Source organism: Anaerorhabdus furcosa, assembly GCF_900167375.1.
GTDB classification, from domain to species: Bacteria; Bacillota_I; Bacilli_A; order Erysipelotrichales; family Erysipelotrichaceae; genus Anaerorhabdus; species Anaerorhabdus furcosa.
The window spans coordinates 590,932-605,591 of sequence record NZ_FUWY01000001.1 but is presented as its reverse complement, the minus strand read 5'-3'; the positions used below and the strand labels follow the sequence as shown (position 1 = coordinate 605,591).

At 31.7% G+C, this 14,660-nt stretch carries 17 protein-coding genes; 10 read left to right on the top strand and 7 right to left on the bottom strand.

All coding sequences use genetic code 11. The annotated features are described in order from the left end of the window. Positions 1-134: 134 nt before the first annotated feature. The 6 genes from B5D14_RS03040 to B5D14_RS03015 all read right to left on the bottom strand — a co-directional run bounded on the left by B5D14_RS03040 (position 135) and on the right by B5D14_RS03015 (position 3,846). The gene (locus B5D14_RS03040; RefSeq protein ID WP_078711102.1) at positions 135-932 is read right to left on the bottom strand and encodes an MBL fold metallo-hydrolase; all 798 of its coding nucleotides are present in this window, start codon (positions 930-932) and stop codon (positions 135-137) included. A 65-nt stretch (positions 933-997) separates the two neighbouring features. Further along, complete coding sequence (locus tag B5D14_RS03035) at positions 998-1,624, bottom strand: Jag family protein (RefSeq protein WP_078711101.1); 627 nt, start codon at positions 1,622-1,624, stop codon at positions 998-1,000. A gap of 2 nt (positions 1,625-1,626) precedes the next feature. Next, a complete protein-coding gene (yidC, locus tag B5D14_RS03030; protein WP_078711100.1) occupies positions 1,627-2,514 on the bottom strand; it encodes a membrane protein insertase YidC in 888 nt (295 codons plus the stop codon). Between the two features lie 13 nt (positions 2,515-2,527). Next, positions 2,528-2,893 carry a ribonuclease P protein component gene (rnpA, locus tag B5D14_RS03025; RefSeq protein WP_200804743.1) on the bottom strand — a complete coding sequence of 122 codons (366 nt, stop codon included), beginning with the start codon at positions 2,891-2,893 and terminating at the stop codon, positions 2,528-2,530. Positions 2,894-2,906: 13 nt separating this feature from the next. Beyond that, entirely contained in the window at positions 2,907-3,041 is a 135-nt protein-coding gene (gene rpmH, locus B5D14_RS03020) for a 50S ribosomal protein L34 (protein ID WP_078711099.1), read from the bottom strand. Positions 3,042-3,144: 103 nt separating this feature from the next. After that, on the bottom strand, positions 3,145-3,846 hold the full coding sequence (locus B5D14_RS03015; protein WP_078711098.1) for a M15 family metallopeptidase: 702 nt from the start codon (positions 3,844-3,846) through the stop codon (positions 3,145-3,147). 106 nt (positions 3,847-3,952) lie between these two features. Between B5D14_RS03015 and B5D14_RS03010 the strand changes: the two genes are divergently transcribed. The 9 genes from B5D14_RS03010 to B5D14_RS02970 all read left to right on the top strand — a co-directional run bounded on the left by B5D14_RS03010 (position 3,953) and on the right by B5D14_RS02970 (position 12,997). Beyond that, positions 3,953-4,318, top strand: a complete 366-nt coding sequence (locus B5D14_RS03010) for a GntR family transcriptional regulator (protein WP_078711097.1) — start codon at positions 3,953-3,955, stop codon at positions 4,316-4,318. Next, positions 4,315-5,019: an ABC transporter ATP-binding protein gene (locus B5D14_RS03005; RefSeq protein WP_078711096.1), complete on the top strand. Its 705-nt coding sequence runs from the start codon at positions 4,315-4,317 to the stop codon at positions 5,017-5,019. The genes B5D14_RS03010 and B5D14_RS03005 overlap by 4 nt, the downstream gene beginning before the upstream one ends. Continuing rightward, positions 5,013-5,771: a hypothetical protein gene (locus B5D14_RS03000; protein ID WP_078711095.1), complete on the top strand. Its 759-nt coding sequence runs from the start codon at positions 5,013-5,015 to the stop codon at positions 5,769-5,771. The genes B5D14_RS03005 and B5D14_RS03000 overlap by 7 nt, the downstream gene beginning before the upstream one ends. A 67-nt stretch (positions 5,772-5,838) precedes the next feature. Then, complete coding sequence (locus B5D14_RS02995; RefSeq protein ID WP_078711094.1) at positions 5,839-6,612, top strand: hypothetical protein; 774 nt, start codon at positions 5,839-5,841, stop codon at positions 6,610-6,612. Positions 6,613-6,624: 12 nt separating this feature from the next. Continuing rightward, entirely contained in the window at positions 6,625-8,271 is a 1,647-nt protein-coding gene (locus B5D14_RS02990) for a MucBP domain-containing protein (protein WP_078711093.1), read from the top strand. A 101-nt stretch (positions 8,272-8,372) separates the two neighbouring features. Beyond that, positions 8,373-8,933 (top strand): aminoacyl-tRNA hydrolase, encoded by a 561-nt coding sequence (pth, locus tag B5D14_RS02985; protein ID WP_078711092.1) that lies wholly within the window; start codon positions 8,373-8,375, stop codon positions 8,931-8,933. Further along, positions 8,930-12,352, top strand: a complete 3,423-nt coding sequence (mfd, locus tag B5D14_RS02980) for a transcription-repair coupling factor (RefSeq protein ID WP_078711091.1) — start codon at positions 8,930-8,932, stop codon at positions 12,350-12,352. Before pth ends, mfd begins: the two co-directional genes overlap by 4 nt. Further along, positions 12,342-12,632: an RNA-binding S4 domain-containing protein gene (locus B5D14_RS02975; RefSeq protein ID WP_078711090.1), complete on the top strand. Its 291-nt coding sequence runs from the start codon at positions 12,342-12,344 to the stop codon at positions 12,630-12,632. The genes mfd and B5D14_RS02975 overlap by 11 nt, the downstream gene beginning before the upstream one ends. Before the next feature lie 29 nt (positions 12,633-12,661). Then, on the top strand, positions 12,662-12,997 hold the full coding sequence (locus tag B5D14_RS02970; RefSeq protein WP_078711089.1) for an FtsB family cell division protein: 336 nt from the start codon (positions 12,662-12,664) through the stop codon (positions 12,995-12,997). 34 nt (positions 12,998-13,031) lie between these two features. On the opposite strand, the gene B5D14_RS02965 is transcribed toward B5D14_RS02970, so the two are convergent. Next, a complete protein-coding gene (locus tag B5D14_RS02965) occupies positions 13,032-13,928 on the bottom strand; it encodes an aminoglycoside 6-adenylyltransferase (protein WP_200804742.1) in 897 nt (298 codons plus the stop codon). Positions 13,929-14,029: 101 nt separating this feature from the next. On the opposite strand from B5D14_RS02965, the gene B5D14_RS02960 reads away from it, so the two are divergent. Next, positions 14,030-14,560: a 2'-5' RNA ligase family protein gene (locus B5D14_RS02960; protein WP_078711088.1), complete on the top strand. Its 531-nt coding sequence runs from the start codon at positions 14,030-14,032 to the stop codon at positions 14,558-14,560. Positions 14,561-14,660 lie beyond the last annotated feature (100 nt).

Genomic DNA, 14,660 nt, shown 5'->3' with positions numbered 1-14,660 from the left:
ATGTTAGTTTTCCACATAACCGATGAGAATTAAAGCGTTATAAAGCGGTTTCAAGCTAATTTAATGTAGTAGAATGTATTTTGAATCAAATGCTCTATCACGTCTTAAAATGAAGTTAAATTAGAATTTTAATTCTAGTCAAATCTATAGGTTTCACCACACGATAAATAGTGCATACAATCTAGCTTAGATGCTAAATATTCATAACTCTTTATGCCAGTGCAATGGCAAGTGTAAAATTCTATATTTGGATAATTTTCTAACTCCAAAATGATTTGATCAAGTAGTGGATAATTAATTTGTTTCTTTGTTGCTGGATAAGCTAAATGATATCCACCAACACAAATATGAGGATTTACTTCTTTAGCTTTTTCGAGAATATTAATTAAACCTGCATGTCCACATCCCATAATAAGGGCAGTTGTATTTTCATTGATGATTAAATTTTGTTCATGAAGAAAATTATCTTTCCCCTCTTTTGTATAAAGATGATCATTTTCAATAGATCGACATTTGCTTATATTGCTTACTACAAATAAAGTTAATTCATCATCAATTTTTAAATCACCATCCACAAGAATAACTTGAGGATGATTTTCTAAATGCTGATCAATTCCAACACTAATTTTAAATAGACTAATTTTATTATAATGCTTCTCAAATGCTTTTCTTTGCACATAAATTTTTGCGGTATTATTTATATCTAGAAATCTTTTTAGAGCTCCTCCGTGATCATAATGACCATGAGATATGAAAACGACATCAATCATACGAAGATCAATATTCAATTTTTCTGCATTCTCAAATAAAGTTGAATCTGGTCCTAAATCAAATAGTATGTTGTGATGCTTTGTTTCAATAAATAAAGATAATCCATGAATCGGTTTTAAATCTGTGTGAGAAATATTCTCAACTAAAGCAGTAATTTTCATTATGTATACCTCAATACAAAGTATAACAAAAAAAGGGACAAAATTTATCATTCTGTCCCTTCTAATTAATTTGTAGTTCCTTTTTTATTTTCATCATACATAATCTTTAAGTGACGATGATTACCTTCACCTTCAGATTCTGTTTTGATATGATCCATTTCTCCTAAGAATTGATGAATTACTTTACGTTCATCGTTAGGCATTGGATCTAGAACTGCTTCAACTTTTGTTTTTTGTACAGTTCTTGCGATACGCTTAGCCATAGCTTTTACTTTAGCATAACGATCTGTTTTGTAGTTGTTGATATCAATTAATGTAGGAATACGTTTTTTAAATGTACTATTTACTGCACCACGTAATACTGTATTCATTGCTTGAAGTGTTTGACCATTCTTACCAATGAGAATTGCATTGTTTTCAGCATTCAACATGACTTTGAATCCGTCATTTTGTCTTACAATTTCAACTTCAATTTCTTGGTTTAATTCAGTAAAGAATTCGCCTAAATAATTAAAGATAAATTCTTTCACATCATCCATACAGTAAACATCAGCACTAACTGAAGTTCCAATTCCAAGAATACCTTTTTTTTCTTCTGTTACAAAATAAGTTAAATCATTAATTTCTACATGCTTATCATTTGCGGCATTTTTTAAAAGTTCATCTAATGTTTTAGCAGTATATTTTTTCATAATTAACCTTCTTTCTTGTCAATAAAGAATTTTTGTACAATAAGTGTTTTCGCAATCATTGTTAAAGATGAAATAGCCCAGTAGATTGTCATAGCAGATGGCCACATTACAGATAAAACCATAACAGGAACCATCATATAATACATCATGTTGTTTGCTTTGTTAGTTGTTGGTGTATATCTCTTACCTGCAGCTTCAGCTTCCTTCTTCGCTTTTTGTTTTGCTAAGAATTGTGGTAAGTACATTGAACCGAATTGACATGCAAGCATCAACACGAATAAGACGATATACATGTATTGACCTTCTAGTAATCCATTCCAAGGAGTTTGTTCTAAACTTAATCCTAAGAAATGACCATGTGCAACAGCTTCAGAACGTTGAACAGATTGATAGATAGCTAAGATAATTGGTAATTGCAAGAATGTTACTAAAATCATTGAGAATGGATTGATATTGAACTTCTTGTATAGGTTTTGCATTTCTTGTGCTTGTGCCATACGAGAACGATCATCTGTTTTACCTTCATACTTCTTTGTAATTTTATCCATCTCTGGTTGTAGTTGTTGCATTCTTTGAGAAGCTACAGTTGACTTAACAGTAAGTAACATTGTAAATACGTTAACTCCAACAGTAACAATAGCGATTGCCGCAACAACACCAATGATTGGTGTTAAGTAATTCATTAATTGTGATAATGGGAAAACAATTAATGCACTGAACCAACTCTCAGAATTAAATATGTCTTGGAAAGTTGTTGAAGTTGTAATTAATTTTACGACTTCTTTTCCTGTCTCAGGATCTTTGACCATGGGAGTAGTACATCCACTTAATAGAAATAGTGCTGCAAAGATTCCTACTAAGAGAATAATTTTTTTTGTTTTTCTTTTCATTTAAATCTCCTCATCATATATGCTTTATAATTGTAACTTTATTTAATAAGCTTTCCAAGTCTTTTTTGTTATCTAGATAAGACTGCTTAGTAAATTTATTTCTAACAATAATGATTAAATCACAAGGATAACTGTTAAAATCTACAGTTTCTTGTAAAATCATTCGACATTGTCTTTTGTATTTATTACGGTAAACGGCATTTCCAATCTTTTTACCCACAGAGATACCTATTCTAGACCAAAGCTCTTGTTTAGGTTGATAGTATAGGACAAAAGTAGCGTTCGCAATTGATTTTTTCTTACCTATTATGGTTTGAAATTCTTCTTGTTTCTTAATGCGATATTGTATCTTCATAAAATTTTGAAAAAAAGTCACCATCTGGTGACTTTTCTTAAGCCGATAAGATCTTTCTACCTTTACTGCGACGGCGTGCTAGTACCTTACGGCCACCAACCGTTTTCATGCGGGCTCTAAATCCGTGGACTTTTTGGTGTTTTCTTTTGCTTGGTTGATATGTTCTTTTCATCAAATCCACCTCCATTTTTACTATAATAAATAGAACAATTGCTTTATAATCATAAGGGACAGTTATTTAAAAGTCAATAAAAACCATAATAAGTTCAAAGAGATTAATTCATATAATTATAGAATTCTTCTAGAGTCAATCCACTTTCAGTTATTTTTTGAGCTTCTTCTAAGCCTATATAACGGAAATGCCAAGGTTCATAGATATAACCTGTAACTTCTTCTTTTTCTTCTGTATAACGTAGGACAAAACCATATTTATATGAGTTTTCAGCTAACCAAATCCCTTCAGGGGTATTTTTAAAACTGTTTTTTAACCAGTTGTTCATACTTCCATCACTTATATCCACTGCCCAACCTGTTTGATGCTCAGATTGCCCAGGACGAGCGCTATAGCGATTTGCGGCTTCTTCACCATCTTTTGCTACATAATTATTAAAAAGGCGATTTTGAGTGCTATATGAACGATATCCACTACCTAATCGAAGTGTAATACCTTCCTCTTTTGCAGCATTAAACATATCTTCTAGTGCAGTGGCTGCCTCTTGACGGATTTGCAATCCATCTTTTGTGGCAAGGACATTAGGTACTACAAGATCACTTGGCTCAAAATCCTCCGGTAATGGGTGATTCTTATTTATAATAACGTATAAACTATCATAAGTATCATGATCTAAAGGGATAGGTGTTGGCTCAACTGTACTAATAGGAGTTGGGATAGGTGTTGTTGTCGATTCTGGTTTTTTCTTATCTGAACATCCAACAAGAACTAAGCCAACAAGCAATAAAGCAATCAATTTTTTCATTAATACTACCTCAAATCTTTCATGAAAAGAATTATAACACGAAATAAGTGTTGACAAAAGTTATTGTGTTACTGTACTATTTGATTAATACAAGGAGATGATACATATGATTAACTTTGATTCGAATATACCTATCTATATTCAAGTAATGGATTATATAAAAAAAGAAATTGTATCGGGTAAACTGAAATCAGGTGACCAAGTGGATACAGTAAGAGAGATGGCAATCTTCTTTGGTGTAAATCCAAATACCATTCAAAGAGCATTACAAGAATTAGAGAGAGAAGGACTTCTTAAGTCAGAAAGAACATCAGGAAGATTTATAAGTGCTACAAGTGAAACGATTCAAGAATTAAAACTTCATCAAGGACATGAAAAAACAACAAGATATGTAATTGAAATGAAGTCACTTGGATTTACAAAAGAAGAAACGGTAAACCTTGTAAAGGAATCGAAAGGGGATAACGAATGAGTGAGAAAGAATTAATTAAAATTGAACAATGTACGAAAACATACGGTAAGAAAGTTGCACTATGTAACTTCAGTTGTTCATTAAAGGGTGGAAGAATCGTAGGATTACTTGGCCCAAATGGTAGTGGAAAAACAACACTAATAAAGATTCTAAATGGTTTACTAAAGGATTACCAAGGAACAGTATTGATTGATGGGCAAAAACCAAATACCCATACAAAAAGTATTATTTCATATCTACCAGATGAAACCTATTTGGAAGACTGGATGAAAGCAAGAGACGCTTTATCAATGTTTCATGATTTATACAAAGATTTTGATTTAGAAAAATGTTTAACACTGATGAAACGTATGGATTTACATCCAGACATGCGTATTAAATCAATGTCAAAAGGGATGAAAGAAAAATTCCAACTTGCATTAGTAATGAGCAGAAAAGCAAAAATCTATATCTTAGATGAACCAATTGGCGGTGTAGATCCAGCTGCAAGAGAACTAATACTTGAAATTATTTTAAATAACTATTCAGAAGATAGTTTAGTACTAATTTCAACACACTTAATTAGTGATATAGAAAAAATCTTTGAAGAAGTTATTTTCATTAAAGATGGTGAATTAGTAATCAGTGGTAACGCAGAAGAATTAAGACACGAAAGAGGTCAATCAATTGATGAAATTTTCAGAGAGGTATTCAAATGCTAAAACTAATTAAATATGAAATGATTCACAGCTATAGAAGCTTTGCGATTATCTTTGGAGTTTTCTTGCTTGCTTGTGTATTGGTACCATTTTTACCATACGATATAAGTATTATTGGAGCTACATTAATTATGTTTGCATTCTTTGGAATATCAATTGCAGTCTTTGTAACAATTATAAGAAACTACAACACATCGATGTTTAAAAAACCGGGATACTTAACACTGACCTTACCAGTAAGTACACATGAGCTAGTTATCTCAAAAGTATTATCTGCATTGATTTGGTTGTTTATTACATCAGTAATTTTATTCTTAGGACTTATAATTCTAGTTATGGCGGTTATGGTTGTGGAAGGATATCAAGTCAACTTATTTGAAATTATTAATGAAATATTCAAAAATTTTAGTAAATTTGATTTTGCATCCCTATTCTCACTTCTTTTCCAACTTACTGTTCAAAGTATTGTGACAATTCTTGGTTTCTTTGCTTTAACAACAATACTACAAACAAAATATACAAGAAATCACAAAACAGCATTGGGCTTTATTATCTTTGTACTCTATGCATTTGTAACAGCTATTATCGGGGATATGTTACCAATAAATAATAATGAATTATTTATGGAATTTAACAGTTATGGTAATTTCCATCTTAATATTAATTGGATGGCAGTATTATATAGTTGTATTGAGATAGCATTCTTCTACATTATAACAATCTTCGTGATTAATAAGAAAATTGAGATTGAATAAGACAGTTCATAAGAACTGTTTTATTTTTATACATTATGTTAAAATTAATTTAAAGTAAGGTGAAAATATGGAATTTATAAGTCTAGCACTCAACATCATTATGTTGGGATTAATTGTTTTCTTTTCAATCTCATTTGTTTTTTTAATTAAGAGAAATAAAAAGAATAAGAAAATCGTAGATTGTATTACTTCATTTGATGAAGAAAAAATATTTTTTGAAAAATTAGAGGATTATTTAAAAACAACAACAGATCCAGAATTTTATATGAAAGGAATTGTATTGAATTTGTGGGGTTCAGTATTCTATCGACACGATGATGAAATACTACCGTTATTAGATAAAGTACAATGCTTTCCACTAGTAGATAATAGAGGCCCTTTTAAACGTGATACAGCACAATTAAATGAAGATAGTTTGTATTATCTTTGCTTAGCATGTGTTAATGCATTGTATGGTAGAAAAGATATTGAAAAAATAGAAAAATTCAAAGAAAAAATAAATGAGAACTGTGAATATTTAAAAGATACGATGGTTTATCATGTTTCACAACATGCATTCAAACTATATGAAGGAAAAGAAGATTTAGGTGAACAGTTTTTCAAAGATATTTTAGATGGTGATTATTCAGGTTATAAATATGCAAAACAGTTAATAGGAATGTATAAAGATTTATGTCAAGCCTATCTAGTGAAAATTTATTCAGTACAAAATCGAAAAGACGATTTTGATTTAATAAAAGAAGATGTGCAACGATTCTATGATACAAAACTTGGAAAAAGATATCTTACAGAATTAGGCATTAATCTTGAGTGGTTAAATCATACTGAGAAAGATAACTAAGGGAGAGTAAACATGAAAAAGGTTTTAAAATGTTTTCTAGCAATAATGTGTGTTATTGCATTATCTGGATGTCAATCTGGAGGAAACAAAACAAGTAGTAATTCAATAGAAGGAATATTAAAGTCTTTCAGTGGAAATCTACTTACAATTAACACAATCCAAGGAGATGAATTAATTTTTGATGTCTCACAAGCAACAGTCGAAACTACCCATGGCTTATTATCAGGAGATGATATTTTATTACAATATGAAGGATCTATTAAAGATAAAGATACTTCAAAAGCAGTAGTAAAACGTGTCATTGATAAAACAAAAGATGACCCAAATGTTGAAGAAACAGTTATTTCAGGAGAAGTAGTTGATTCATCAATGAATACAATAACAATCAAAGTAAATGGAAAAGAAATCGTATTCAATACCGCAATGGCAGAGATGGATATAAGAGATGGAATCAAATTAGGTAACATGATTTACATTACTTATATTGGTCAAATTCAAGATACGGATGCAACGGGTGTACAAGTTCTTAAAATTGTAGACAATGAAGAAAATGCAAAAGCAGAAGAACCAAAAGCAAGTGCAACACCAAAACCAACACTTGTTCCAGTTGAGAACATTAAAGTAACTGAGAAAAAGGATTGGTTATATGGTGTATTGGATACAAACATTTATGCAGGAAATTCAAAAGAATATAAAAAAGTTGGATTCTTATGGCAACACCAAGGAATTGATGTAACTGGTGTGACAGACAATGGATGGACAAGAGTATTCCTTGATGGAACTACAGGATTTGTTCCTTCCGATATGCTAACGTCTACCGTACCTGCAACACCAACACCAAAACCAACAGAGGCACCAAAAGTGACACCAACACCAACGCCAGCACCTAAACATACATTAAATATTGAATATGTAGATACGGACGAAAAACCATTATTCAAAAACTATGTAGATTCAATTAAAGAAGGACAAACATATGATATTACAAGTCCAACAACGAATGATTATGTAGTGAGTATCGGTGAAGTAAAAGGTGTTATGGGACAATCTGATGTTGAAGTTACGGTTGTGTATACACACAAAGATGCACCAACACCAGAGCCAACAGTTGAAGCTACACCTGTTTCAACACCAGAGCCTACAGTAGAGCCAACACCAGTTACTACACCAACACCGGCACCAGTTGTATATAAAACAATCACTGGTTATGTTGTATCGACAGATGCTTCATCAATTACAATTGATGTGGATGGAGTAGATTTACAATTTAATACTGAGAATGCTTCAACAAATTATTCCAATGGTTTGTTGGTAGGAAATAAAGTTGATATTGAATATGCAGGAGATATTAGCGGCGAAGATACTACAAATACAATGGTTTCTTCAATTACTGATAATGCAGAAAATGATAACAACCCACACCTTAAGGGTGCAGTTATAGGTACAACGCAAAATACATTTACAATTTGTACACCTGATGGAGCTGAGTTAACATTCTATTATGGCGATTACACAACAATAGAAACAGAATCAGGAACAATTGATCAAGGAGCACGTATTAAAGTATGTCCAGATGGTTCAAAAGGTGCTACTGGGAATATCTTCTATTCAAAAGCTGTTAAAACAGATACAGACATGAATGGAAAAGTAATGTACTAATTAATAAAGTATGTAAAGACAAGAGGGGAAAACCTTCTTGTTTTTCTTTGGTATTTTGTACAAGTCGTGATAAAATAATTGAGCATAGAAGGAGGATGACAATGAAATTAATTGTAGGACTAGGTAATCCTGGAAAAGAATATGAACACACACGTCACAACGCTGGTTTTGATGTGATGGACGAACTCGCAAAGCTTTGTCACACTTCTATTGATCAAAAGAAGTTTAATGCTCTAGTTGCACAAGTTCGTGTTGGAAGTGAACAAGTGATTCTAATGAAACCACAAACTTACATGAATGCTTCTGGAGAGGCAGTTATCCAAGCTGTTAATTTCTATAAGATTGATCCAAAAGATATTTTGGTTATTCATGATGATTTGGATTTACCAATAGGAAAATTAAGATTAAGGACGCAAGGTAGTTCTGGTGGACAAAAGGGTATGCAAAGTATTATGAATCACTTGCATACGCAAGAAATACAAAGAATAAGAGTGGGAATTGATAAAAATCCATTAATTCCAGTTGTAGACTATGTGTTAGGTAAGATTCCAAAAGAAAGTAGACAAGATTACGAAGCTTCACTTCAAAAAGCGGCAGAGGCTGCCTACATGAGTATAAATCATGAATTTAGTGAAGTAATGAATCGACATAACAAATCATGAAATCATGGTTATTAAAAGAATTAGAAAGTAATCCGGCAGTTCTTGATTGTACCAATGGATTATCACCAATAACATTTACCTCTTTTATTCAAGAAGCACTCATCTTAGCGAGTAGCTATCAAAAAAAACCAAGACCCATCGTAGTTATAGAAAAGAATTTATATTCGGCACAACGCCTTTATGAGAGATTAAGCACCCTCCTCCCTCAAGAGCAATGTGTCATTTTTAGCGTTGAAGAATCTCTTCGAGTAGAAGCAATAGCAGCAAGTCCTGAAAACATGGCTAACAAAGTAGAAGCACTTTCGCTACTTTTAGATAATCCAAATCGAATTGTGATTACTCATGCTTCGGCATGTGTAAGGCAGTTACCAAGTCCAACCTTATTTAAAGATAGTTGTATTCATTTAAAAATAGGTCAAACGATTACCATGGATGAATTAAAACGAAAACTAATTCAAAGTGGTTATTCTCAAGTATCACATATTGATACACCCTTATGCTTTGCATCAAGAGGGGGCGTCTTAGATTTCTATTCAATGAATAACCCAATGCCTGTACGTATTGAATTTTTTGATACAGAAATTGAACGACTTTGTTACTTTGATATCGAAACACAACGCACTGTAGAAAATATAAATGAAGTTACTTGTATTCCTGCAACAGATATTTTATTCAGTGATGAGGATGTAAAACTAATTACTCAAAAGGTAACCGTACTTCTTGATTCATTACATAATGATCAATTAAGAGGTAAGGTAGAAATGGATTTACAATATCTACAAAATCATATACAAGATCATAGTTTATATACATACATGAGTTTCTTAGATAAAACGAGTCATTTATTAGAGTACGTGGATCATCCAAGTGTGATTGTATCGACAGTGGAAGAATGCAATGAAGTATTACACCATGCACTGGAAGAGAATACAAGCTATCTTCAAGAAATGGTACAAGAAAATAAGGTGTTACCAAAATTTAGTGTAATGCATGATTTTAATCGTATTCTTGACTTATATACTATTCAAAATGTTGATCGATTCGATGATAATACATCTAGAATTCAAGAAGTAAATTTACCAAAAGAATCCATGTCAGTTCAAATTGGATTACTAAAAAAACATATTGAACACAAACGCTATTATTTCTGTTTAAGAGATTCTGAAATTAAACAAGTAATGGATGCTTGTATTGAACAGGGTGTGGAATATCATTTTCTTCAAGAAAATGAGCCTGCAGGGTTAGGAATTAATATCACATTTGCATCAATTTATGAAGGGTTTGAAGCAGGATTTGAAAACTTGATTGTCATTACTTCAGCTGAATTATTCGAGACAAGAAGAACACAATCAAAATTTACAAACAAATTTAAAAATGCTGAGGTATTGAAAAGTTATCAAGATTTAAAACCAGGAGATTATGTTGTACACAATCAACATGGTGTTGGGCAATACATGGGTCTTGAAACAAAAGATATTTTAGGAGTTCATAAAGATTTTCTAAAAGTAGTTTATAAAGGAAACGATGTATTACTTGTGCCTTTAGAACAATTTAGATTAGTACGTAAATTTGTCTCAAGAGAAGGTGTTGTACCCAAATTACATAAATTAGGTTCAAATGAATGGACTACAACAAAAGCAAAACTAAAAGAAAATGTAAATAACATTGCGGAACGATTAATTCAACTTTATTCACATCGTGAAGAACATATTGGCTATGCATATGGCGAAGATAGTATTTATCAAAAAGAATTTGAAAATGATTTTGAATATGAATTAACACAAGATCAACAAATAGCGATTAATGAAGTAAAGCAAGATATGATGAAACCAAAACCAATGGATCGATTATTGTGTGGTGATGTTGGCTTTGGAAAGACAGAAGTGGCAATACGTGCTGCATTCAAAGCAGTAAGTGAAGATAAGCAAGTAGCGTTTTTATGCCCAACAACAATCCTCGCAAGACAACACGCAAAAACATTCACAAAGCGATTTAGGAATTATCCTGTAAACATTGAGTTAATGAATCGCTTTGTATCACCTGGAAAACAAAGAGAAGTAATACAAGGGTGTAAAGAAGGTAAAGTAGACATCCTCATTGGAACCCATCGTTTATTAGGTAAGGATATTAAGTTCAAAGATTTGGGACTACTTATTATTGATGAGGAACAACGCTTTGGAGTAGAGCATAAGGAAAAGATAAAAGAGTTAAAAGAATCAGTTGATGTATTATCTTTATCGGCAACACCAATACCAAGAACTCTTCAAATGTCTTTAATTGGTATAAGACAATTGTCTCAACTTGAAACACCACCAAACAATCGAATATCGGTACAAACGTATGTGGTAGAAAAGAATTTTTCTTTAATAAAAGAAGTAATTGAAAGAGAATTAGCTCGAGATGGACAAGCTTTTTATCTTCATAACAATGTAGAAGAAATTTATCATACTGCAAGAAAGATACAGGAATTAATACCGGATGCTAAAGTAGCGGTAGCTCATGGACAAATGGGTAAAGAAGAGATTGAAGATGTTATGTTAGGATTTACAAGTGGAGAGACCAATGTCCTTGTCTGTACCACAATCATCGAAACAGGAATTGATATTCCAAATGCAAATACTATTTTAGTTGAGCACGCAGAAAACTTTGGGTTATCTCAACTTTATCAAATAAAGGGAAGGGTAGGGAGATCAAATCGCTTAGCCTATGCTTACCTGATGATACCAAGCAAAAAACAACTATCTGAAATTGCATCAAAGCGACTACAAGCAATTAAAGATTTTGCACAATTAGGTAGTGGTTATAAAATTGCGATGCGAGATTTAACGATACGTGGTGCAGGAGATTTACTTGGACCAGAACAATCTGGCTTTATTGATACAGTAGGTATTGATATGTATATAGAAATGCTAGAAGAAGCAATTCAAGAGAAAAAAGGAATTAAAAAGAAAGAAAGAAAAGAAACAGTCAAACCAAATATATCGGTTGATAGTTATATTCCTGAAATATTTGCACCTGATGATTTTGATAAAATCAGTATGTATCAAAAAATTGATGCAATTGAAACGGAAGAAGAACTTGAAATTTATGAAGATAAAATCTTAGATGAATTTGGACAACTTCCAAAATCAGTAAAAGTTTTATTTGAGAAAAAACGTCTTGAGATTTTAATAAATTCAGAAGATGTTGAAAAGTATAGAGAAGTAAAAGGGCAAATCGAAATCGTATTTTCACAAATGTTTAGTGCACATGTGGATGGAGTAAAGTTATTTGAAATTTTTACTACAATTTCAAAAGATATCACTTTACGCTATACAGATCAAAAAATCATTGTAAGATTACCGAAAGTAAATGATGGTTTGAAACTAGCAATCGAAGTACTGATTCGAAGTAAAGAGGCAAAGAAAAATGAGAATTGATAAATATTTAAAAGTATCTCGCATATTAAAACGAAGAACAGTGTCAAAAGAATTAGCACTTCATCAAAGAATTGAAGTCAATGGGAAGTTAGTAAAACCATCCTATGATGTAAAAGTTGGTGATGTCGTAACGATTACTTTTGGACAAAGACAAATGACAGTAAAGATTTTAGAAACGACTAACTTTACTAAAAAAGCAGATGCACCGATGATGTATGAAGTTGTCGATGAAAAATGGTTAGAGGATACAACTTGCGAAGAAAGTAATCAATCACTATAATAGAGGTATCCGAAGAAAGGAGAAAGGTAATGACACAACAAACTGTTCGAAGAAAAGTAGTCAAACGCAAAAAACCAAAAAGAACATTACGTCCTCTTACAAAACTATTGTGTATAGCGGTCATTCTCTTTTCAGGTTGGTTAATTTATGGTGTAGTAGAAGAAATTGGAACAACCATCGCACTACAAAAACAACTGAAAGAAGTTAAAGTAAAACTAGAAACAGTAAAAGATGAAAATGAATATCTGGTATCTCAACGAGATAAATTAGCTGATCCAAATTATGTTCAAAGTTATGCACGTGGTAACTATATGATGACAAAAGATGGAGAAAAGATTTATTACTTGCCATCAAAAGATAAATAAATGAAAAAGGATTTTGCATTAATTGCAAAGTCCTTTATTTATCATCACGACACTTTCTTAAGTATTCTAACATATTGTTTTCATCATTTAGGTTATACCTAAAGTTCAACTGATTGGATACTTGTAGTGCATAGTCACTAAAGAGGCTACAACAAGTAAAAACAGCTGTCCATATGTTTTCAATTGAAGCATCTGAATAGGTAGCTAGGTATTTTTTGTAATCTGAAGGACTTAGGAAATTCTTATAAAATTTACCCATCTTCCCACTAGAAATAGAAAAATTAGTTTGGCAACCAATATGCCAATCAATCATTTGGTGAAATACTTCTCTTACATAAACATGAAACATTGACAGTGCATAAGGTATTTCATTTCTCGCCAATCCCTTCGCAACATTATTTAGACACCACCAAAATTCATTTGAACAAGCATCAAATAATTCTTGGGAAGGCTTATGTATGTGATAGTCAATGTCAGAGGAAGGTGGAATAGAATCAAGACAGTGATCTTTATCCAACAAAATTTTAGTTAAACTGGAGTTGTGTATATTTTTTTTGGATTCACTCACAAGCTCAATATGCAAATCAATTCGATTTCCATCTTTATATAAAATTAACCAAGTATAGGATTTAGAAAAATCTGCATTCTCCTTTAGTCCAGTTTTACAATCAATATAATCTGGTTCTTGAATCATACAGACTTCACCAAACAGTTTAATCCAGTCTTGATGCTGAAGGAAATATTCGGTGGTAGTAACACCAAAAACAAGATCATAATCTTGGTATTTATCTTTTTTGATCATTGGATTTACTCTAGAGCCATTCATATAAACAAGACGAACATCGTCACGCAAAGAAGCTAGGGTAAGAATTAAATCCATCATTTTCTTTTCATTAAGCATTTCCAGTTCCATCCCTTTTGTAATTATCATAGCATACTCTATGAAATAGAATAAAAGATATAAAAATATAGAAAGCCAATGAATACTTGAAATGGGTTATGTTATAATAAATTTCTAGTGAGGAATAAATTATGGAATATGCATTATGCTATACATTTGATTGTGAATCAGAAGAGAAATTAAATCGATATATTAAGGAAGTTGCAGCTGTTACAGGAAATACAATGATGTTGGATAATAAGATTCCACCACATATTGTGGTTGGGTGTTTTGAGACTGAAAATGAAGAAGTATTGATCGATTTAGTAGAAAGTGCTCTTAAAAATATCGTGAGTCAACAAATCTATGTGGGAGTTGTAGGTACTTTTAAACCTAATGTACTTTTTGTTGCACCTCAATTAAATGAATTCTTACAAGACTCATGTGAAGCTTTCTTTGATTATTTACATGAAATTGCAACACCAGGGGATAATGGATATTTTAGACCATTTAAGTGGATGCCCCATATTACAATTAATATAACAGATACCAAGGCAAAAGAAGGATTAGCTAAATTAGTAGAATTGTTTGAAGCAGGTAGAGTCACTTGTGAAAAACTAAGTATTGTTCAGTGTAATCCTTATACAGAAGTTAAAACATTTGAATTAATGAAAAGCAATTAAGTGGAGAAATCCACTTTTTATTATGAAAATGAAAAAACTTTTAATTTTTGCTTGCTTGTTACGTTACGTAATGTTTTATACTCAAAGTATGAGGTGATGA